This is a genomic window from Neorhizobium sp. DAR64862/K0K3, from assembly GCF_050500185.1.
In the GTDB taxonomy this organism is placed as follows: Bacteria; Pseudomonadota; Alphaproteobacteria; order Rhizobiales; family Rhizobiaceae; genus Neorhizobium; species Neorhizobium soli.
The window spans coordinates 1193681-1213831 of sequence record NZ_CP191449.1 but is presented as its reverse complement, the minus strand read 5'-3'; the positions used below and the strand labels follow the sequence as shown (position 1 = coordinate 1213831).

General features: G+C 62.4%; 19 protein-coding genes. 7 read left to right on the top strand and 12 right to left on the bottom strand.

The genetic code is table 11. The features are described 5' to 3' along the window. Positions 1-12: 12 nt before the first annotated feature. The gene (locus ACQY1L_RS05940) at positions 13-678 is read right to left on the bottom strand and encodes a uracil-DNA glycosylase family protein (RefSeq protein ID WP_430243303.1); all 666 of its coding nucleotides are present in this window, start codon (positions 676-678) and stop codon (positions 13-15) included. Beyond that, positions 672-1256 (bottom strand): thermonuclease family protein, encoded by a 585-nt coding sequence (locus tag ACQY1L_RS05935; RefSeq protein ID WP_430243301.1) that lies wholly within the window; start codon positions 1254-1256, stop codon positions 672-674. Before ACQY1L_RS05935 ends, ACQY1L_RS05940 begins: the two co-directional genes overlap by 7 nt. Positions 1257-1392: 136 nt before the next feature. On the opposite strand from ACQY1L_RS05935, the gene ACQY1L_RS05930 reads away from it, so the two are divergent. Both ACQY1L_RS05930 and ACQY1L_RS05925 read left to right on the top strand, forming a co-directional pair. Continuing rightward, positions 1393-2928 (top strand): sensor histidine kinase, encoded by a 1536-nt coding sequence (locus tag ACQY1L_RS05930; RefSeq protein ID WP_430243299.1) that lies wholly within the window; start codon positions 1393-1395, stop codon positions 2926-2928. A gap of 38 nt (positions 2929-2966) precedes the next feature. Next, a complete protein-coding gene (locus tag ACQY1L_RS05925; protein WP_430243298.1) occupies positions 2967-4487 on the top strand; it encodes an endo alpha-1,4 polygalactosaminidase in 1521 nt (506 codons plus the stop codon). Positions 4488-4506: 19 nt separating this feature from the next. On the opposite strand, the gene ACQY1L_RS05920 is transcribed toward ACQY1L_RS05925, so the two are convergent. Further along, complete coding sequence (locus ACQY1L_RS05920) at positions 4507-4899, bottom strand: diacylglycerol kinase (RefSeq protein ID WP_430243296.1); 393 nt, start codon at positions 4897-4899, stop codon at positions 4507-4509. A gap of 6 nt (positions 4900-4905) precedes the next feature. Then, positions 4906-5922 (bottom strand): nicotinate-nucleotide--dimethylbenzimidazole phosphoribosyltransferase, encoded by a 1017-nt coding sequence (gene cobT, locus ACQY1L_RS05915; RefSeq protein ID WP_062456473.1) that lies wholly within the window; start codon positions 5920-5922, stop codon positions 4906-4908. 209 nt (positions 5923-6131) lie between these two features. Between cobT and cobS the strand changes: the two genes are divergently transcribed. From cobS to ACQY1L_RS05900, 3 genes are read left to right on the top strand one after another with little or no spacing between them, the layout of a single operon-like run. Then, complete coding sequence (gene cobS, locus ACQY1L_RS05910) at positions 6132-6923, top strand: adenosylcobinamide-GDP ribazoletransferase (protein ID WP_430243845.1); 792 nt, start codon at positions 6132-6134, stop codon at positions 6921-6923. 9 nt (positions 6924-6932) lie between these two features. Beyond that, positions 6933-7178, top strand: a complete 246-nt coding sequence (locus tag ACQY1L_RS05905) for a DUF1289 domain-containing protein (protein ID WP_430243294.1) — start codon at positions 6933-6935, stop codon at positions 7176-7178. Continuing rightward, on the top strand, positions 7175-7879 hold the full coding sequence (locus ACQY1L_RS05900; RefSeq protein ID WP_430243292.1) for a TIGR02281 family clan AA aspartic protease: 705 nt from the start codon (positions 7175-7177) through the stop codon (positions 7877-7879). Before ACQY1L_RS05905 ends, ACQY1L_RS05900 begins: the two co-directional genes overlap by 4 nt. Positions 7880-7897: 18 nt before the next feature. Here the strand turns inward: ACQY1L_RS05900 and ACQY1L_RS05895 are convergent, their stop codons facing one another. Then, on the bottom strand, positions 7898-8908 hold the full coding sequence (locus ACQY1L_RS05895; RefSeq protein WP_430243290.1) for an AraC family transcriptional regulator: 1011 nt from the start codon (positions 8906-8908) through the stop codon (positions 7898-7900). Between the two features lie 76 nt (positions 8909-8984). On the opposite strand from ACQY1L_RS05895, the gene ACQY1L_RS05890 reads away from it, so the two are divergent. Next, positions 8985-10187, top strand: coding sequence for an MFS transporter (locus ACQY1L_RS05890; protein ID WP_062456463.1), 1203 nt, complete (start codon positions 8985-8987; stop codon positions 10185-10187). Between the two features lie 108 nt (positions 10188-10295). On the opposite strand, the gene ACQY1L_RS05885 is transcribed toward ACQY1L_RS05890, so the two are convergent. The 5 genes from ACQY1L_RS05885 to ACQY1L_RS05865 form a co-directional block, all read right to left on the bottom strand. Beyond that, entirely contained in the window at positions 10296-11057 is a 762-nt protein-coding gene (locus tag ACQY1L_RS05885) for an ABC transporter permease (protein WP_113167036.1), read from the bottom strand. Then, positions 11054-11992: an ABC transporter ATP-binding protein gene (locus ACQY1L_RS05880; protein ID WP_430243287.1), complete on the bottom strand. Its 939-nt coding sequence runs from the start codon at positions 11990-11992 to the stop codon at positions 11054-11056. Before ACQY1L_RS05880 ends, ACQY1L_RS05885 begins: the two co-directional genes overlap by 4 nt. 125 nt (positions 11993-12117) lie before the next feature. Continuing rightward, complete coding sequence (locus ACQY1L_RS05875; RefSeq protein ID WP_430243843.1) at positions 12118-12945, bottom strand: sulfite exporter TauE/SafE family protein; 828 nt, start codon at positions 12943-12945, stop codon at positions 12118-12120. A 348-nt stretch (positions 12946-13293) separates the two neighbouring features. Continuing rightward, the gene (locus tag ACQY1L_RS05870) at positions 13294-14643 is read right to left on the bottom strand and encodes an extensin family protein (RefSeq protein WP_430243285.1); all 1350 of its coding nucleotides are present in this window, start codon (positions 14641-14643) and stop codon (positions 13294-13296) included. A gap of 256 nt (positions 14644-14899) precedes the next feature. Further along, positions 14900-16729 (bottom strand): methyl-accepting chemotaxis protein, encoded by a 1830-nt coding sequence (locus ACQY1L_RS05865; RefSeq protein ID WP_430261990.1) that lies wholly within the window; start codon positions 16727-16729, stop codon positions 14900-14902. Between the two features lie 231 nt (positions 16730-16960). On the opposite strand from ACQY1L_RS05865, the gene ACQY1L_RS05860 reads away from it, so the two are divergent. Further along, the gene (locus ACQY1L_RS05860; RefSeq protein WP_062456448.1) at positions 16961-17356 is read left to right on the top strand and encodes an acyl-CoA thioesterase; all 396 of its coding nucleotides are present in this window, start codon (positions 16961-16963) and stop codon (positions 17354-17356) included. Between the two features lie 65 nt (positions 17357-17421). Here the strand turns inward: ACQY1L_RS05860 and ACQY1L_RS05855 are convergent, their stop codons facing one another. Beyond that, positions 17422-18594, bottom strand: a complete 1173-nt coding sequence (locus ACQY1L_RS05855) for a DUF1501 domain-containing protein (protein WP_430243283.1) — start codon at positions 18592-18594, stop codon at positions 17422-17424. A gap of 2 nt (positions 18595-18596) precedes the next feature. Next, complete coding sequence (locus ACQY1L_RS05850) at positions 18597-20075, bottom strand: DUF1800 domain-containing protein (RefSeq protein WP_430243281.1); 1479 nt, start codon at positions 20073-20075, stop codon at positions 18597-18599. Positions 20076-20151 lie beyond the last annotated feature (76 nt).

Genomic DNA, 20151 nt, shown 5'->3' with positions numbered 1-20151 from the left:
TTATATACCCCATTATCGCACAGTTAAGCGAAATTTGTTCCCCCGCACCAAGCTATCCACATGATGCCGAAGCGCTGGAATAACCTCTGCCTCGAACCACGGATTCTTCCGCAGCCAACCGCTATTGCGCCAGCTCGGATGCGGAAGCGGAAGAACGCGCGGGCCCTCATTGGCGAAGAAATACTGCCGCCAGTTTCTGACTGTTTCCGTCATGCTCGGCTTGCGCTGCGCCCCGAGATGCCACGCACTCGCATACTGCCCGATCACGAGGATCGTATCGATCTGCGGCATCGCCGCCATCACCTGGCTGCGCCAGGCCGGCGCACATTCCTTACGCGGCGGCAGGTCGCTGCCCTTCGCGTCATAGCCCGGAAAACAGAAACCCATCGGCACGATCGCAAGACGCCGCGCATCGTAGAACTCCTCGCGCGTCACGTCCATCCAGTCCCGCAGGCGGTTGCCCGAGGCATCGTTGAACGGCAGACCGCTCTCGTGAACCCTCAAGCCCGGCGCCTGCCCGGCGATCAGCAACCGGGCGGTGGCAGACAGCACGGCAACCGGCCGCGGCTCGTGCGGCAGCCGGTCCGCTTCACCTTTCAGTGGACGATCGCGACAGATGCGACACTGCGCGATCGAGGCCCCGAGTGACGCGATGAAAGCCGGATTGGCACTCACCACGAAACCGCAGCCTTCAGCCGGTCGAACATCTCGCCTACGCGATCGACAAGCGCCGTTGTGCCCTCGTCGTCATCCATCGCCCCCTTCGCCGCCCGGTACGCTTTCGGCCTCTCGAACGGTCCGACCCAGATCCCCTCGCCTGCACCCTTCGCGGCCGCCTCCTCGCGCCCGTAACCACCGGACGCCACAGCCATGCCCTGGCGCACCATCTCGCCATTGATGTCGAGGTCACCGCGGCGGCAGGAGACCAGAACACGCCGGTAGCGATCGCGCGCGTCGCCGCGGCACTCGGTCATGGAACTCGCCGCAAGCTTCGACAAGGCTTCGCGAGCCGCATCGCCGCAGGCCCACTCTCCGCCCTTGCCATCGCCACAGCTCTGGCCAGCCTCCGGCGCATCGATATCGACAAGCCGAAGCCGCTCAGCACCGGCGGCCAGCGTGTCGCCATCGATCGCAAAAAACGGACCGTTTATCGCGCTTCCCTGGCCGATATCGAGCTTGGCGATGATCAGCGAGCCCAGGAAGATGAACGCCGCCAGGAACACGGCGTCGCGGCCTATTTTAACGATACGGGTCACATTTGAGCCTTACAACAAAACGGAAGCTTCACGGAAATGGCAAACAAATCCTTTCCCGGCAGCATCTTCTTAAGGTTTGCGGATTAGCCTCTCAAGTACCCCGGGGATATCAGTTTACAGGCCCAGTACACAGCCTATGAGTAGCGGCGTCAGCACATCAACCGACAAGAATATCGTCGATCGCACGCGCAGCCACCGCAACAAGGCTGTCTCGAAGGCTGTCCGTGCGACCCGTGATCGGCTGCAGTCGTCGTCCAATGGCAATTTCGCGTTTGATCGCGATATGCTCTCCATCCATATCGGGTCCGGCTTGCAGGCGGCACTGATGACGCCGCTCGTTGTTGCCGTCGTCACCGCCATCGGCTTCTATCTCAATCCGGATATCCACATCTTCGCCTGGGCGCTGCTGATGCTGTGCCTGCACGCGATCAACGTGCTTCTGGCACGCCGTGCGAGCAAGGTGGAGATAACGGCTGCCGACACCAGGAAATGGCGTAGACGCCTTCTGACGGGACATATCCTGCTCGGCTGCGGCTGGGGTGTCTTCGCGCTTCAGGGCTGCTCCACCTGCGCTGGCGACAGCTTCTATTTCTACAAGGGCGCGGTGCTTCTGTTTGCGGTGTCCTACACCGCCATGAGCACGTTCATGCTGCGCCAGAGCGTTCTCTACGGCTTCGTGCCGATGATTGCGGCGCTTCTCAGCATCGCCATCCTGTCGGGTCAGGTCCTCGATATCGGCCTTACCGCCATGTGCGCGACGGCTGTCGTGTTTTTCCATTACGTCGCCGAGCGCCTCTACCGCTCCAACCTGACGCTGATGTCCTATCAGTCGGAAAAGGACGATCTGATCGCCGAGCTCGAAGTGGCGAAGTCCATGTCTGACGAGGCTCGCCGCCGTGCAGAAGAAGCCAATCTGGCAAAATCCCGCTTTCTTGCCTCGATGTCGCACGAGCTTCGCACCCCGCTCAACGCTATCCTCGGCTTCTCGGAGGTGATGAGTTCCGAGGTCCTGGGCCCCCTCGCCAACCCGACATACCGGGAATATTCCGGCGACATCCACCGCTCCGGCCAGCACCTCCTGAACCTCATCAACGAGATCCTCGACCTGTCGCGCATCGAAGCGGGCCGCTACGATCTGACGGAGGATTCGCTGTCGCTTCTGGAAGTGGCGGAAGATTGCATCGGCATGGTCCAACTGCGGGCCCGGGCGAAAAGCATCACCATCCGCGACCAGTTCGAAAAGCACATGCCGCAGGTCTGGGCCGACGAGAAGTCGATGCGCCAAGTCATGCTCAATCTTCTCTCCAACGCGGTCAAGTTCACGCCCCAGGGTGGCGAAATCACCGTCAAGGTGGGCTGGACCGCGGGCGGCGGCCAGTATGTGGCGATCAAGGATAACGGACCGGGCATTCCGGAAGAGGAAATCCCGATCGTACTCTCCGCCTTCGGACAAGGATCGATTGCCATCAAGAACGCCGAACAGGGAACGGGCCTCGGCCTGCCGATCGTCCAGGCGATCCTTGCCAAGCACGACGGCCAGTTCATCCTGCGCTCGAAGCTGCGTGAAGGCACCGAAGCCATCGCCATCCTGCCCTCGACCCGCATCCTCCAGAGCGTCCCCGCCATCGCCGACGCCCCCCCCATCGAGCGCCGCCGCAAAAGCTTCGCTTAACATTACTCCGCGACTTCAGTCGCGAGCCAGGTCACCAATTGGTCAGTTTCACAACGTCGTCCGGCAAAGTCACAGTCGACAACTGGGGCTATGAGCTGCAGGGCACGAACGGCAATCCGCTCGATGCCGGTCTGCTGGCGTCCGCGACGCATGATTTTCTTGTCATCGATTCAACACGCGACGGCAGCAATGCGGAGCGGTTTACCGCCGACGAGATCACCCGGATGAAGGACGGCATGGGCGGTCGCTCGGTGGTCGCGTCCTATATCTCGATCGGCGAGGCCGCGGAGTTTCGCGACTACTGGAAGACGACATGGACATCGGGCGGCGAAGCCCGCGACAAGCTGACGTCGAATGCCCCCGACTGGCTCGGTCCCGTCAACGCCGACTGGCCGGAATCGCGCAAGGTTCGCTATTGGGACAAGGACTGGCAGGATCTGATCTTCAACGACAAGAAGACCGGTGACTTCGATGCCATCGTCAAGGCAGGCTTCGACGCCGCCTATCTCGACATCGTCGATGCCTATTATTTCTGGGGCGCCGAGGCCTCGGCCAAGGACAGGCAGCCGGGCGATCCGGCCAACACCAAGCAGGCTGCACAGCGCATGGTGGATTTCATCGTCGCGCTGACCGAGCATGCCCGCAAAACCAATCCCGACTTTTTCGTCATTCCGCAAAACGGCGCCTTCATCATGGAGGACCTCGGCTCCGACAGCGCCCGCAAAAAGGCCTATCTCGGCGCAATCGGCGGCATCGCAGTCGAGGACGTCTATTATGGCGGCGATGCGGATGAGAACAACAAGCTCAACCCGGACCGCGAGACGATCGACATCCTCAAAAAGGATTTCCTCGCGAACGGCAAACCGGTCTTCGCCGTCGATTATATCAACGGCACGGCGCGGATCGATGAGTTCAACAAGCTCGCTCTGAAAGACGGGTTCATCCCATACGCCGCACCAGATCGCGATCTCGACCGCCTGGCCGCCCCCCATGACGGCGACCCGGCCTTCATCCGCCCCACCGACAAGAACGATAGCCTGCGCGGCTCGCAGCTTGCCGATACGATCGACGGTCTTGCCGGCAACGACCGGATCGATGGACGCAACGGCAATGATCGCCTCGATGGCGGCAAAGGCAACGACACCCTGATCGGCGGATCCGGCAACGACAAGCTTTCCGGTGGCGCCGGAAACGACAAACTCTCCGGCGGCGCCGGCAAGGACGCGCTCGCAGGAAGCAGCGGCGCGGATATCTTCGTGTTCGATACGAAGCTCGGTGCGTCCAATATCGACACGATCAGCGTTTTCAGTGCGAAGGACGACACGATCTGGCTGGACGACGATATCTTCGCCAAGGCGGGCAAGGTCGGCGATCTCCTGTCCAGCGCATTCCACACCGGCACCAAGGCGCATGATGCCAGCGACCGGATCATCTACGACAAGCTGACCGGCAAGCTGTTCTACGACGCAGACGGCACCGGCAAGACCGCCGCCGTGCAATTTGCCCAACTGGACAAGAACCTCGGCCTCACCGCCGGCGATTTCGATATCATCGGCTGAGGCACAAGCGCCGTTCGGATCAGATCCAGATCTGCTTCACCACCACATAGAGCGCAAACAGGCCGTTGGCGCAGAGAAGGCAGAACACGGCGAAGGATCCGAGATCCTTCGCATGCCGCCCGACCACCGAAATCTCCGGTGACACCCTATCGACAAGTTCCTCGATCGCCGTGTTGAGCGCTTCCACGCAAAACAGCACGAGCATCAGGATGATGAAGATGAAATAGTCGCCGAAGCCGGCTCCGGCGAGCGCGAAGATGACGATCCCGATCAGGAAGGCATAGACCTCCTGCCGGAACGCCGCCTCGCGCCAAAGCCTGGCAAGGCCCTGCATCGAATACCGGAACGAGGCGATGATCCTGCGAAAGGTCGCCGCTTTTTCGATATGGCTGTCCAGCGGCGTCTTTTCCATCCAGCATCAGTCCTTGTTGCTGACGCCAGCCTGCTCGAAGGTCGCCATGCCGGTGTGGCACGCAGCCGCTGCTTTGACGATACCGGCTGCAAGGGCGGCACCGGTACCCTCGCCCAGCCGCATGCCGAGCGCCAGAAGCGGCGTCTTGCCAAGCTTCTCGATGGCTTTCAAATGCCCCGGCTCACCGGAGACATGGCCGATCAGGCAGTGATCGATCGCCGATGGATTGGCAGCTTTGAGAATAGCAGCCGCAGCCGTCACGACATAACCGTCGAGCAGAACCGGGATCTTCTCCATCCGCGCCGCGAGAATAGCGCCGGCGATCGCTGCAAGCTCGCGCCCGCCGAGGCGACGCAGCACTTCCAGCGGATCCGACAGATGCTCCTTGTGGAACTCCACCGCCTGCTTCACCACGGCCACCTTGCGGGCCAGAAGCTCCCCATGCGAACCGGTACCGGGACCAACCCAGTCTTCCGCTTCGCCGCCGTAGAGCGCCAGATTGATCGCGGCCGCAACCGTGGTGTTGCCGATCCCCATTTCGCCGATGCACAGAAGATCCGTGCCGCCGGCAATCGCCTCCATGCCGAATGCCATCGTCGCCGCACAGTCGCGCTCGGACAGTGCCGCTTCGGTGGCGATGTCGCCGGTCGGATAATCCAGCGCCAGATCGAAGATCTTGAGGCCGAGATCATGCGTGACGCAGATCTGGTTGATCGCCGCACCGCCAGCCGCAAAATTCTCGACCATCTGCTGCGTCACGGACGAGGGAAACGGCGTAATCCCGTGTCTGGTGACGCCGTGATTGCCGGCAAAGATCGCCACCAGCGGCCGCGTCACGCTCGGCGCCCGCCCAGACCAGGCCGCCAGCCAATAGGCGATCTCCTCAAGACGTCCCAGCGAGCCCGCCGGCTTTGTCAGTTGCGCGTCGCGTTCGCGGGCCGCCACCAATGCCCTTGCATCGGGGCCGGGAAGGTTCTGCATCAGGGTGCGGAAATCGTCGAACGGCAGGCCGGTCATGCTCATGGAAAACTCTCTTCGGTCTTTTCGGGCGGTATCGTCTTCTGACGCTGGATCGGGTAGGGATTGATCATTCAGCAAATCATACTTTATGCGCCATCTCATAATCGGCTATCAGCGACGCGACAAGGTCAGGTCGAACGGGACAAGGTCAAAAAGGCTGCTGCCGAAAAGGCCATTCTCAAAACAGGCCTCGCAAAGCCAGGAGAGAAAAACTGCTATACGCAAACCACTTCGTTGCAGATCTCGCCCGCTCGGTAGGGTTCCTCAGCCGCCTGCCCGTACCGGATCGCTTCTTTGCCGGCTATGATGGCACCGTCTCACGCGCCGTGCGCGCCTTTCCGGTCGCCGGATTGCTGATCGCGTTTCTTCCCGCTCTCCTTCTCCTGAGCCTCTGCAGCATCCAGTCAACCGCTGGAGATACGCTCCTGCCGGTTCTGATCGCTCTCGCACTGATCACCCTCCTGACCGGCGCGCTGCACGAAGACGGCCTTGCCGATGCCGCCGACGGTCTTGGCGGCGGACGCGATGCAGATCATGCGCTCCTCATCATGAAGGACAGCCGCATCGGCTCCTACGGCGTCGTCGCGCTTAGTCTATCCTTCGGCCTGCGTGCCGCAGCACTGGCCGGCATTGCGCGGCTTTCGCCGGAAGCGGCGGCTCTTGCCCTTCTCTCCAGCGCCGCCGTCAGCCGCGCACTGCTGGTTGCCCATTGGCGCGCCCTGCCCCCCGCGCGAAACAACGGTGTCGCAGCCGGTGCCGGAATGCCCGATGACAACGCCCGCAATCTCGCGCTCTTGATCGGCGCTGCCTCCGGCCTCGTCATGCTCATCCCCGGTTTCGGGCTGCTGCATGCGCTGATCGCGCTTGGCCTCTCTGCCGCCGCCGCATGGGGCTTCACCCGCTACGTGGCGAAGAAACTCGGAGGGCATACCGGCGATACGATCGGCGCCACACAACAACTCTGCGAGATCGCTCTGTTATCTGCCCTTGCTCTCGGCCTCTGAACCCACGATATGGACGCGATGATTTCGCCTTGCACACTGATATGTTCGATCGACATGAAAACAGGCTTTTGCCTCGGCTGCGGACGCACCGGCGACGAGATAGCCGGATGGACCGGTTTCACCGATGACGAGCGCGTTCAGCTGATGGATCTGCTGCCCACACGGCTCGACACCGTCGAACCCGGAAAGCTCGGTGAGCTCAAGCGCAGAAGAACAGCAAACGCCACCGTCAGGAAGGAAACAACCACCGCATGAACGGCTTTACCGTTGTCCTCCTCATCCTCGGTGCCGGTCTGGCGCTGCTCGTCTACAACCACGACAGCGGCCGCACATTCGGCATGGCCAACGAGGATTTCGGCAGCCTCGTCTATCTGATCCCGATCGCCGCACTTTTATCCGCCGGCGTCCTGCAGGGCCGCCGCGGCAACCTCGGAACCGTTGCCCGCCAGATCGCCATCTGGCTCGTCATCATCATGGCGCTGGTTGCGGGCTATCTCTACCGAAACGACTTCAGCAGCTTTGGTGCCCGCATGACGGCAGGGCTGATGCCGGGCACCGCGGTCGTCACCACATCCAGCGACGGCAGCAGCGAAGTGGTCATCCACAAGACGCTCGGAGACCATTTCAAGGCCAATGTCGGCGTCGACGGCAAGGTCCTGCCGATGCTGGTCGATACCGGTGCGAGCAGTATCGTGTTGACCTATGAGGATGCCAGCCAGATCGGCCTTGATCCGTCGGCGCTGAGCTACTCGGTAACTGTCATGACCGCCAACGGCCGCGCCCAGGCAGCACCGGTGCGCCTGAACGAAGTCTCGATCGGCCCGATCGTCAGACGCGATGTCCGCGCCATGGTGGCGGAAGAAGGCAGGCTCGACGAGAGCCTTCTCGGCATGACCTTCCTCTCCACACTCAGCTCGATGCAGATGCAGTCCGATGAGCTGAGGCTGAAGGATTAGCGGCTTCCGCTTCCAAATCTACTCGGCAGCGACCAAGGACACCGCAGCAAGGGGCGCCATCGCGCGGACCGGATCGCCCTTGATTCGATAATGACTCGGCGGATCGCCGATCACGCGTTTGAAGGCGCGGCTGAACGAGGCCTCGGCGTCATAGCCCAGCCGCTCGGCCACCATCGCCACGCGCATCCCGTCCTTCAGCCACAGCCGGGCCTGGTGCATGCGCACCCGTGCCACATACCGCGCCGGCGTTTCGCCGACGACGCGTGCGAACCGTTCCGCAAAGCCCGAGCGGGAGATGCCCATCAGCCGCGCCAGCTCGACATTGTTCCAGTCGCGCTCGGGCTGCAGATGGATGGCCGCGAGCACCCGGCCGACATCGGGGCTTCTCACAGCCGCGATCCAGCCGCGGGTCTCGCCGCAGCCGTGTTCGACCCAGGTACGGATCATCGTCGCCATCAGTACGTCAGCGAGGCGCGCCAGAATGCCGCCGGCGCCGACACGGTCCATATCCACTTCGCGCGTCATCGCCTCGAGAAGATGCGGAATGGCCGGGTCATCCTTGGCGAGATCACTGGTCAGCATCGTCTCCGGCATCATCTGGAGAAGCGGATGCAGCCGGTCGACGTTGAAGCGCAGGGAGCCGCTGAACACCAGCGTGCCGCCGCTCTCCGCCGTATTGCAGCACTTCAGATCATAGATGCCGGTGCAGACTTCCTTGCGGCCGTAGTGTTCGAACGGCAGGGTCGGCGCATCGGCAGCACTCGCCAGAACATGCGCCTCGCCCCGCGGGATCAGCACCGCGTCGCCGGTTTTTAGTTCCTGCCAGTCGCCTGTTTCGGTCTTGATGATCGCCCGGCCGCATTTGATGAAATGAAAACGCGCGGCGTCCTGCGCCGGAAACGCCGTTCCCCACGGCTCGGCCAGACGGCAGCGACCGTAGTCGACCCCATCAAGGCGAAGCCCCCGCAACATTTCGGTCAGCGGATCGGACGTAAGGTCAGATGTCAGTTTGGACGAATGATCAAGCATATCGGATTATCTAGCATGGATCATCCGGCGAGTGAAGCCTATCCAGGGCGCATCATTCAGTCAGGAGTCTATACCAATGGATATGAGCGTCCAACGAGCCACGTCGCCGCAGGCCGACGACACACCCGCGCGCTGGGGAGCTGTCATATCGTTGACGCTTGGCGTCTTCGGCCTTGTCACCGCGGAATTCCTGCCCGTCAGCCTGCTGACGCCGCTGTCGGCGGATCTCGGCGTCGGCACCGGCGTTGCGGGCCAGTCGATCACGACGACCGCCGTCATTGCAGCCATCGCCGGGCCCGGCGTCATCATCGGCACCCGCAATATCGACCGGCGCTGGACGGTTCTCGCCCTGACCACGCTTCTGATCCTGTCGAGCCTGCTGGCGGCAGTCGCCAACCACATCGTCATGCTGCTGGCCGCCCGTGTCCTGCTCGGCATCGGCCTTGGCGGGTTCTGGGCCATGTCGGCAGCACTGGCCATGCGCCTCGTGCCGCCGGCCCGCATGCCCCGCGCCATGGCCATCATCATGGCCGGTGTTTCGCTCGCCACCGTCTGCGCTGCTCCGCTCGGCGCCTGGCTGGGTTCGACGCTCGGCTGGCGCTCGGCATTCTACCTCTCCGCAGCCGTTGGCGTGGTCGCGCTGGCCGTGCAGGCCTTCACCTTGCCCGCCCTGCCGCCGACCGGCCATGCAGGTCTTGGAACGCTCGCGGCCCTGATGCGCCGTCCGGCCATCCGAACCGCACTGTTCACCATCCTCCTCTTCGTCGCAGGCCATTTCGCCGGCTTCACCTATATCCGCCCGTTCCTGGAGCGCGTGCCGAAGCTCGACGTCGAAACGATCTCGCTGATTCTGCTCGGCTACGGCATCGCAGGCTTCGTCGGCAACATCCTCGGCGGCATTGTCTCGGAACGCAGTGCACGTCTGTCGGTGACGATCTTCGGCAGCCTTGTCGCCGTATCGGCCCTGATACTGGCGATCGGCGGCGCATCGCTTGTCGTCTCAGCTGTCGCAATCGCCCTCTGGGGCCTCGCCTTCGGTGCATTCCCGGTCAGCATCCAGAGTTTCGTCGTGCGTCACGCCCCTGACGAGGCCGAAAGCGCCGGTGCGCTCGTGATCCCCGCCTTCCAGATCGCGATCTCCAGCGGTGCGGTCCTCGGCGGCATCCTGATCGAAACACAGGGACCGATCGCGGTGATCTCCTTCCTCGGTCTCGCCGCCCTCGCCGGCACCTCGGTCATGGCCGCCCGCGGCGAACGTCGGCGACTGTCACTGGGCTAGACAGGCCCGAACCAACGCGCAAAAGAAACGCCCGCAACAGCAATGTTGCGGGCGTTTCTGTGAGGGTCTCTTGAGTGGAGGCTGCCAGGTGCGGACCGGCTGAGCCGGTTAGTTCCGCAACCGATACCCGGTCTTGAACATCCAGCCCAACACCGACAGGCAGATCACCAGAAACAGCGCGATCATGCCGACCGAAATCATCGGATTGACGTCGGCGATTTCGTAGAAGCTCCAGCGGAAACCGCTGACCAGATACAGCACCGGGTTGAGATGACTGACCGCCTGCCAGAAGGGCGGCAGCATGTCGATCGAGTAGAAGCTGCCGCCGAGAAACGTCAGAGGCGGGACGACCAGCATCGGCACGACGTTCAACTGCTCGAAATTCTTCGCCCAGATGCCGATGATGAAACCGAACAGGCTGAAGGTCACAGCCGTCAGCACCAGGAAGAGGATCATCATGAATGGATGGGCGATGCGGATCTCCACGAAGAAGGATGCGGTCGCCAGAATGATCAGGCCGATGATCAGCCCTTTGCTCGCCGCTGCCCCCACATAGCCGAGCAGAACCTCCGTCATCGCCACCGGCGCCGAGAGGATCTCGTAGATCGTGCCCGTAAACTTCGGGAAGTAGATGCCGATCGAGCCGTTCGAAACGCATTGCGTCAGCAATGTCAGCATGATCAGGCCCGGCGTGATGAACGACCCGTAGGACACGCCCTCGATGGTCTGGATACGCGAGCCGATCGCCGTGCCGAACACGATGAAATAGAGCGACGTGGTGATGACCGGCGACAGCACGCTTTGCAGCAGCGTGCGGCGCATGCGGGCCATCTCGAAATAGTAGATCGATTTGACGGCTTCGAAATTCATGCCTGTTCTCCCGCTTTTTCAGCCACCAGCGCCACAAAAATATCCTCCAGCGAGCTTTGCCGCGTGGAGAGATCGCGGAAATGGATGTTCTCCCGCGCAAGCGTCGCCAGAAGCGAGGCGATACTGTCCTGCGCTTCCTCGCCCTGATAGTCGTGGATGAGTGTCGATCCATCATCGGAAAGAGTGAGGTTTAAGGGCACAAGGCTTTCCGGCAGCGCGGAAAGTGGTGCTGCAAGCTCCAGCCGCAACTGCTTGCGGCCGAGCTTCGTCATCAGCTTTGCCTTTTCCTCCAGGAGCAGAAGGCTGCCGCCATCGATGACACCGACCCGGTCGGCAATCTCTTCGGCTTCCTCGATATAGTGGGTGGTAAGAATGATCGTGACGCCGCTTTCGCGCAGCTTTTCCACCACCAGCCACATGTCGCGGCGCAGGTTGACGTCGACGCCGGCGGTCGGCTCATCGAGGAACAGCACTTTCGGCTCATGCGACAGCGCCTTGGCAATCAGCACGCGCCGCTTCATGCCGCCGGAAAGCTCGCGCAGCATGCTGTCCTTTTTCGTCCAGAGCGAGAGGTCCTTCAGGATCCTCTCGATCAGCGCGGGGTCCGGCTTGCACCCGTAGACGCCGCGCGAAAAGCAGACGGTGTTCCACACGGTTTCGAACTGGTCCGTGGTGAGTTCCTGCGGCACCAGTCCAATCAGCGAACGGGTCTTGCGAAAGTCCTTGACGACGTCGTAGCCGCCGACTTTGACAGTTCCGGAACTCGGATTGACGATCCCGCAGATGATCGAGATCAGTGTCGTCTTGCCGGCGCCGTTTGGGCCGAGAAGCGCTAGGATTTCGCCCTCCTCGATATCGAGATCGACGCCCTTCAGCGCCTGAAAACCATTACCGTAGGTCTTGGTCAGCTGGCGGATGGAAACGATAGAAGTCATTGTTACTCGCTGGGAGACTTGAATGGGGAAAGTATTTTCTGGATTGCCACGAATATAGGTTCAACGCGTCGTGCAACCATCCCCCGGTGGTCGAATATTGCGTTCGGATTTCGCGACCAATGGTGTCAGGCAAACACGCTTAAGAAGAACTGGATCGAAATTCCCACCAGAAACAGCGCGAAACCGAATTCCAGCTGCCGCTTAGACAGCGCGTGCGCCAACCTTGCGCCATAGGGTGCCATCAAAAGCGTCACCGGGATCAGCAGAGCCACCGCCATCCAGTTGATGTAACCGGTGGAAAACGGCGGCAGGCCGGGCTCACCCCATCCGCCCCAGACATAGCCGATCAGGCCCGGCAGCGAAATCAGCACGCCGACGCCGGATGATGTCGCGACCGCCTGATGGATGGAGCGGCCATAGAGCGTCATGAAGGTGTTGTTCATGACGCCGCCGCCGATGCCCATCAGGCCTGAGAGAATACCGATCCCCGTGCCAACAAGGAATTTGACCGGGTTCTTGGGCAGATCGTCGCCCAGCTGCCAGCTTGCCCGGTTGAATATCATCCGCAGCGCCAGAAGCAGCGAGATGACCGCAAAGATGATTCTGAGCTCGGTGCTGGACGACCATGCCGCGACGACGGCGGCAATCATCGTGCCGAGCGGCACGGCAATGATCCAGCCCTTCAGGAGATCGATGTCGACAGCGTCGGCGTTTTTCTTTCGGTGCGCCATGAAAGATCGGATCGACGTCGGCACGATGATCGCAAGCGAGGTGCCGAGCGCCAGATGCATACGCACCGCGTCGGAAATGCCCAGCAGGCCGAACACGTGAAAGAAGATCGGCACCAGGATCGCGCCGCCACCGATCCCGAACAGCCCGGCAAGAAGTCCCGCCAGCACGCCCGCTGCCAGAAGTGCTGTGATGAAAGGCAAAAGGTCGGCCAGCGGCGGCATGAGAGGCTGCATCGTTCGTCTCCGAAGGCAGCGCTCAAAAACTGGATTCTGCATGCCGCTGTCATTTTCCCGTGACGTTCTGACAGCATGATTGCGCAGAGGCAAGCAATGGGCGCCCGGTTCCAGGTTTCTGGAGTGCCGCAACACCAAACCGGTCGGCCGTTATCACCAGATCCTTTTCAGCATTTTCTTTCGCTTGCCGCATCACCCCGCCTCAGCCAAAGGCGGGTCTCCTACCGGGAGACAGGCTTCCCCCCGCGAGCCGTCTCCACTTTCGCCGGCCTCCGGGTGAAAGTGGAGACGGCTTTTTCTTGTGCTGCGTGAGCTTGGGCAACCGTAGCGTGGACGTCAGCTACAGTAGCGCCGACCGCCCTTGCGCGGGCGCAGGTCGAAGTGGAAGTGGTTCCAGTGCTCGGCATTGCTACCGGGTCCGAGCACCGTGTTGAAATACTTGCAGCTGTCGGTCCGCACGGATTTGAGCAGCGCGCCCTCGCGGAAGGAAAACAGCCCCTTCTTGCGCACGTTGATATCGTGACCGTTCTTCAGCACGATGGCACCGATATCGATCGCATTGCCCTTGGCATGTTCCGACATCGGGTTGTAGCGCTGCCGCGAATTGTTCATGCGGCGGCAGGAATAGCCACCCATCGGCTGGATCTTCTGGATGCCCGAGAGGTAGCGCAGACGTGCCGATGGTGCGAGTTCGCTCTTCACCCACTTGGCGAAGGCAAGCGTCACCTGACAGTTCAGCGTCACCGCCGGCTTGACATCGATGCCGCCGGAAAGACCGGAAAGCTTCACGGGGTAGTCGACGCCGCAGCTCGGACCGTTGGAGATGCGCGGCTGATCCCGGAACTCGACGCCCATCCGGCGCAGTTCCGCCCGGCAGCTCACTTCCGATTGCGGCATGACGTTGCGCAGAAACGGCTTGTCCGGCTCGCTCATCGGACCCGACTGGATAGTCGGATTGTTGGGACGCAGCATCGCCACCTGCTGGCTGCGAACCGGCGCACGGCTCGGCGGCGTCACGGGCGAACGGTCGCCCCAGACCTGGCTACCGCCGGCCAATCCGTCATTCCTCATTTCATCGCGCGCGCCCGCGCCGGAACGCTTCGGCGGCACAATGACACGATCATCTTCGACGTTGGAAATCGGCTGGCGTCTCGCACTCAGTGCACGCGGATTGTCCGTGCCGATGCCATCGACCACCGGCTGGTCGCCGACGCCTTCGGCGATATCGCTGTCCTGCTCTTCCGCAAGGCCCGTCACACCGCTCTCGTCCGGATCGAAGCCGAGCTCGCTATCCATGTTGACGCCCTCTTCAGGCGAGGCGGTGGGCATTCCGCCCTGCCCGAGCGGCGAGGAGGATACGGGTGGCGCCAGCGAGGCTGACTGCATCGGTTGCGGCGCGCGCAGATAATGTCCCCCGTCACCGGGAGGGCTGTTCGAGGCGACCGGAGCATTCATCATGCCAACCGAAGCGGCTGGCGAAGGACCAGCCTGATAACCGGCGTTTGTCTGGTAGGGCGACTGGGCGATCGTGTCGGGCGGCAGCGGCGCGACAGGCTGGATCGCGCCGACGCGCGTCCCGCTATCGATCGACGCAGGCGGAACAAGGTCGCTGGAAGAACAGGCGGCAAGCATGGTGGAGACCATCAGCAGCGCCAAAGCTTTGCGCATAAAAGTCTTCGGGGCCATCCGTTGGGCCTGCTTCTCGAGAAGCGCATACGCCATACCAGTTGCCACCCTCTGGTGCCGAAATCACACAAGCGCAAATTGTAGGAAGATTCGGTAAACGAAGCCTTGCCCAATCGAGGCCGTTTCATGGTCATTTCATGCAGGCAGCGCGAGCTGCCACACACTACAACTGCACCTTTGTGAAGACCATCAAATGTCCGCCGCGCGTAAAAACGCCCGCCCGCAAGCTGCGGACGGGCGCATCGACGTCAGTCACTCAGGCCGCGCGAACCCGGTCCGGTTGACGAGTGTCCCTTACGGCCTCGCCATTCAGTCGGAAGGTCGAAAGCAGATGCTGCAGATGATGGCTCTGTTCGGCCAGGGTCTGGCTGGCAGCCGTCGTCTCCTCGACCATGGCGGCATTCTGCTGGGTCATCTGGTCCATGTGGTTGACAGACGCGTTGATCTCCCGAAGCCCACCCGACTGTTCGTGCGCGGTCGTTGCGATCGTCTCGACATGGGCGTTGACCTTTTCGACCAGCACGGCAATCTCCACCAGCGCATCACCGGTTGACCGCACCAGCGCGACGCCGGTCTCGACTTCGTGAACCGAGGTGCTGATCAGCGTCTTGATCTCCTTGGCGGCGTTGGCCGAGCGCTGCGCCAGTTCGCGCACTTCCTGCGCAACGACTGCAAAGCCGCGACCCGCCTCACCTGCCCGTGCCGCCTCGACGCCGGCATTGAGCGCCAGAAGATTGGTCTGGAACGCGATCTCGTCGATGACCCCGATGATCTGGCTGATGCGGCTGGACGACGCCTCGATACGGCCCATCGCATCCACCGCGCTGCGGACGATCTCTCCGGAACGGCCGGCACTTGCCTTGGTCTCGGCGACCATGACGCGTGCCTCGCGAGCCCGCTCTGCCGCAGTTCCGACTGTCGCGGTGATCTCGTCGAGTGCGGCGGCCGTCTCTTCCAGTGCCGCAGCCTGCTGCTCGGTCCGCTTGGCAAGGTTGCCGGTAGCGCCGGAAATGTCGGAAGCGCTGTCGCGCACCACATGGCCGGTTTCCGAAATCGCAGCGATGGCATTGTGAAGCGCTTCGACCGCCGCATTAAAATCGCGCCGCAGCTTCGCATAATCAGCACCAATATCACCGAGCGAAACGGAGAGATTGCCGGCGGCAAGTGCCTCCAGCGCCCATCCCAGCTCGCCGATCGCCCGCGCCTGTCTCTCGGCCGCAGCACCGCTGCTGCGCTCGCTTTCAAAACGTTCCGTCGCCATGGCACGCTGCTGATCGGCCTCGCGTGCCCGAAGTGCCGCACTTTCTTCGACGCTGTTACGCAGCACTTCGACGGCACGTGCCATCTCGCCCACCTCGTTCGGATAAGCCGTGCACGGAACAGCCATGCCGGTCTCGCCGGCCGCAATCGCGGTCAGCACGCCCTTTACCTGACGGATCGGTCGGGTCACGCTTCTGACCACAAACCAGGCGCCGGCAAGCAGCAGCACCGCACCACCCGCAAACATGGCGGCAAACTTCATCGCGTCCTGGCGGAACATCGCCTTTAGGTCATCGGTATAGACACCGGTACCGACGATCCAGCCCCAGGGCGAAAAGCCGATAACATGCGAGTATTTCTCGACCGGTTCGGCGGCACCGGGCTTTGGCCAGTAATAGTCGACAAAGCCCTGACCGCCAGCCTTCACCACATTGGTGAATTCCACAAACAGGAATTTCCCGTTGGGGTCCTTGTTCTGGGTCAGGTCCGACCCGTTCAGTTCCGGCTTGATCGGATGCATCACCATGGTCGGGTGCATGTCGTTGATCCAGAAATACCCCGATCCGCCGCCATAGCGCATGGCGCTGACGATGGCCTTGGCGGCTGCCTGCGCCTCATCACGGCTCATCGTGCCGGCAGCTTCGAGACCCTGGTACTTCTTCAGGATGGCAACAGCGTTGTCGTTCATCTGGGCAAGACCCGCCTTGCGCTCCCGCTCCGACGAACGATAGCTTTGAAACAGGCTGAACACCATCGCGCCACCGAGAATGACGAGCGACAGGACGACAAGGCTGTAGAGACGCCAAGAAATAGCGATACGCTGCATAGTTTCCCCCTCCAGTAAAACTGCGCGGAGCTTAGGTGAAGAGGGTTAGCAGGTCGTAAAGCATGTAAGCGGCGGAAACACTTACTCGGATTGGGTGCGCACGCACTAAAGCGGCATGTATCCAAGCCATGTTGCTGGAGCATTGCTCCAATCCAAAACAAGGGTGGGCCGGACCCGTCTTTCGCTCTAGTCTGGTCTCAACAGATACGAGACTCAGCAAGGACGTGACGAATGACCGAACAGCCGCAACCTGCCTCTCCGACCGGAGAACTGACACTGCGCACACTTGCGATGCCGGCCGACGCCAATCCAGCCGGTGATATCTTCGGCGGCTGGGTGATGGCCCAGATGGACCTTGCCAGCGGCATCCGCGCCACCGAGCGGGCGCATGGCCGCACGGTGACCGCAGCCGTGAAGGAAATGGCATTCCAGCTCCCCGTCAAGATCGGCGACACGCTGAACGTCTACACCGAGATCACCCGCGTCGGCACGAGTTCGATCACGCTGAATGTCGAAGCCTGGGCGCAGCGTGCCCGGTACCGGATGCTGGAAAAGGTAACGGCCGGGACCTTCGTCATGGTGGCGCTGGGAGACGACGGCAAGCCAAGACCCGTCCCGGCAGAATAACGGTCGGCTCGGACTGGCCCTAGTCGATCCCTGCAGATAGCCGGTCTATCGCTGTAGATAGCCAGTTACCCCTGAAGATAGATGGAGGACCTGTCAAAGGACAGCCCGGGAAAGACGCGCGACGTCAGCTTGTCCGGCGCAATGCCGAACTGCTTGTGCAGCATGGCCGCGGCGATCTCGCGCACATCGCCGGTCGGCATCAGATCCTGGCCATCCAGAAGCCTGTCCTCGGCAAGACCGGGCCAGGGCCCCATCACCTTCCCACCCGACACCGCACCGCCCGCGAGGACTGCACCGCTGCCCGTGCCGTGATCGGTCCCGCCGGTGCCGTTCTCACGCACGGAACGTCCGAATTCCGTGACGGCCAGCACCACCGTGTGGGCCCAGGCGTCAGCACCCAATGCGTCCTTGAGCGCCACGATGGCAGCGGCAAGCTCGCCAGCCACCGATCCGAACTGGCTAGCCTGTTCGCGATGCGTATCCCAGCCGTTGATCGAAAAGCTGGCAATCCGGTAGTCTTCCCGCAGCATGCCACCGGCAAGCCGCGCCATGTCGACGACGCTGCGGTTCCGCTTCTGGCGGTACCCGCCAGCCGAAAACCCCGTCCGCTTGACCTCCTCCATCGCCGCGGCAAACGGCGCGTCGGCTGCGTAGAGCCGATCGAGAAAGCCGATCTCGTCCTGCGCCATCTCCACGTCGCCCGTTCCCGGACGGTTGTCGGCCTTGTTCGGCCCGCTCAGGATCAGTTCCATCGACGTATGGATGTCGAGCGCCTTGCGGCCGTCGGTCCGCGGAATGACCGCCAGCGTCCGGTTGAGCCAGCCACTCTTCTGCGATGCGTCGGTACCACCGTTTTCCAGCATTGTCTGGCCGACGAAATGACTGCGCCCGTTGCGGTAGGGCGTCGCGACCGCGTGCACGAAGGACAGCGCATTCTCCCGCCAGAGCGGCATCAATGCCGACGCCGCCGGGTTGAGACCGAAAAATCCGTCGAGATCAACAAGTCCGGTCCCGGGCGTCAGACCGAGCGTCGGTCGCAATCCGGCGAAAGCCGCATCGCCATAGGGCTGCACCAGATCCAGGCCGTCCATCCCTCCGCGCAATATGATCGTCACGAACCGGCTTTCGCCAGGAGCAGCCGCAACGCTGAGCGATGTCAGCACGGGTGCGGCAGCGGCACAGCAGGCGCCGGCCAGAAAGCCGCGGCGGGAGAGCGAAAAGCTTGGCTTGATCGTCATCGCTATCTCCTGTTGAACTCGGGCGACGCCAGAACCATCGCGATGGCGTGGTTGGTGTTGGGTGCCTGAGCAATCACGTCCCTGGTATTCTGGCCCGCCGCGTCCCCGAGCGCCGCATCGAGAAACGTGCCGGGATCGCGCCTCTGGCCGAAACGGCCGGCCATCAGCCGCGCCCAGGCGATCCGCTCGCTCAGCTGGCCCGGCGACAGCCAGACACTCGCCAGGTCGGCATAGCCGGCCGGGCTCGGTGGCTGCCAGATCGGCTGGTCCATCCGCTGGAGCGCGGCAAGCGTCAGGTCGTTGGCGCGCGCGGCACGCTGCTTGGCATCCGCGCGGGCAGCCGTGCTGCTGGCCATCTTCAGCGCCTTTCGCATCGGTCCGTCGTCTTCCTGCTCATCGTCGTCCATCTCGTCCAGCAACCGGGAGAGGTCCTTATCGGAAATGTCGACGGCTCGGAATCCGGACACGACGAATTCGAACGGACGCTTGATCTTCTGTCCAGGATCGCTCCAGGCACGGGGATGATCCAGCATGGCACGATAGACGGCCTTCAGATCACCCTCGGTTTCAGCCCAGGCTGCCGTCATCGCGGCAACCACATCCGCCGGGGGTTCGTCGGCAACGAAGTGGATCACCAGTTTTCGGCAGACATGTTCCGCCGTCATCGGGTTCAGGGCCAGATCCTCGAGCATCCGCAAATGGTCCTGGCTCCCCGCCTCGTCGTCCTCGTAAACCTCTCCGAGCAGGCTGATCGAGCCGCCTTCGGAAATGCGTGGACGATAGACGACTTCGAGAGCGCGGCGATCGACCGACAGTCCCGTCAGGATCAGCGCGGCGGCCCGGACATCCTCCTGGGTATACCCGCTCCCAGCTCCCAGCGTGTGCAGTTCCAGCAGTTCGCGGCCAAGGCTTTCGTTCACGGCACGCCCGCCCGACCGCCCCGCGGGGGCGTCCATGCCTGCACCATCACTCTGGTCGAGATAGATCAGCATCGCGGGATGCAGCATGGCGGCTTTCAGCAGGTTCGCGAACGACCCGGCCAGATTGGGACGGATCGCCTCTGCCTCGTACAAAGGCACGACCATCCGCATCGGCAGCGACTTGAGCGCGCTGGTGGAAAAATGGTCCGTCCAGAACGATGCCAGCCGTTCGTGAAACCCGAAGGGCGACAGGATCGCCTGCGCCAGCCGCGCCATCGCATCCTGCCGATAGATCTGCAGCGCTTCCTTCTGGGTTTCCTTGCGAATGCTTTCGTTCGGCTTGCCGTCCTTCGCCGCCTTCGCTTCGGCAGCCCGCAGCGACATCACGCGAGACGCAGTCTCGCGGCGGCCACCCGCTCCCTCGCGCGGAAAACGCGGCTTCCGCTTTGCGGCCTGGTCGAGCTGGGCCAGCAGAGCCTCGGCATCGCGCGGCGGCTCCTCGCCGGGACGCAATCCGTACCCGTAGCGAGTCGCTGCCAATGTCGGTCTCGAAATCGCCATCCGGCCACTCCTGTTTCAGTCCCCCAGAGTTGGAGACGAATGTGTCCGAAACGAAAGACAATTACGGCCATTTCGC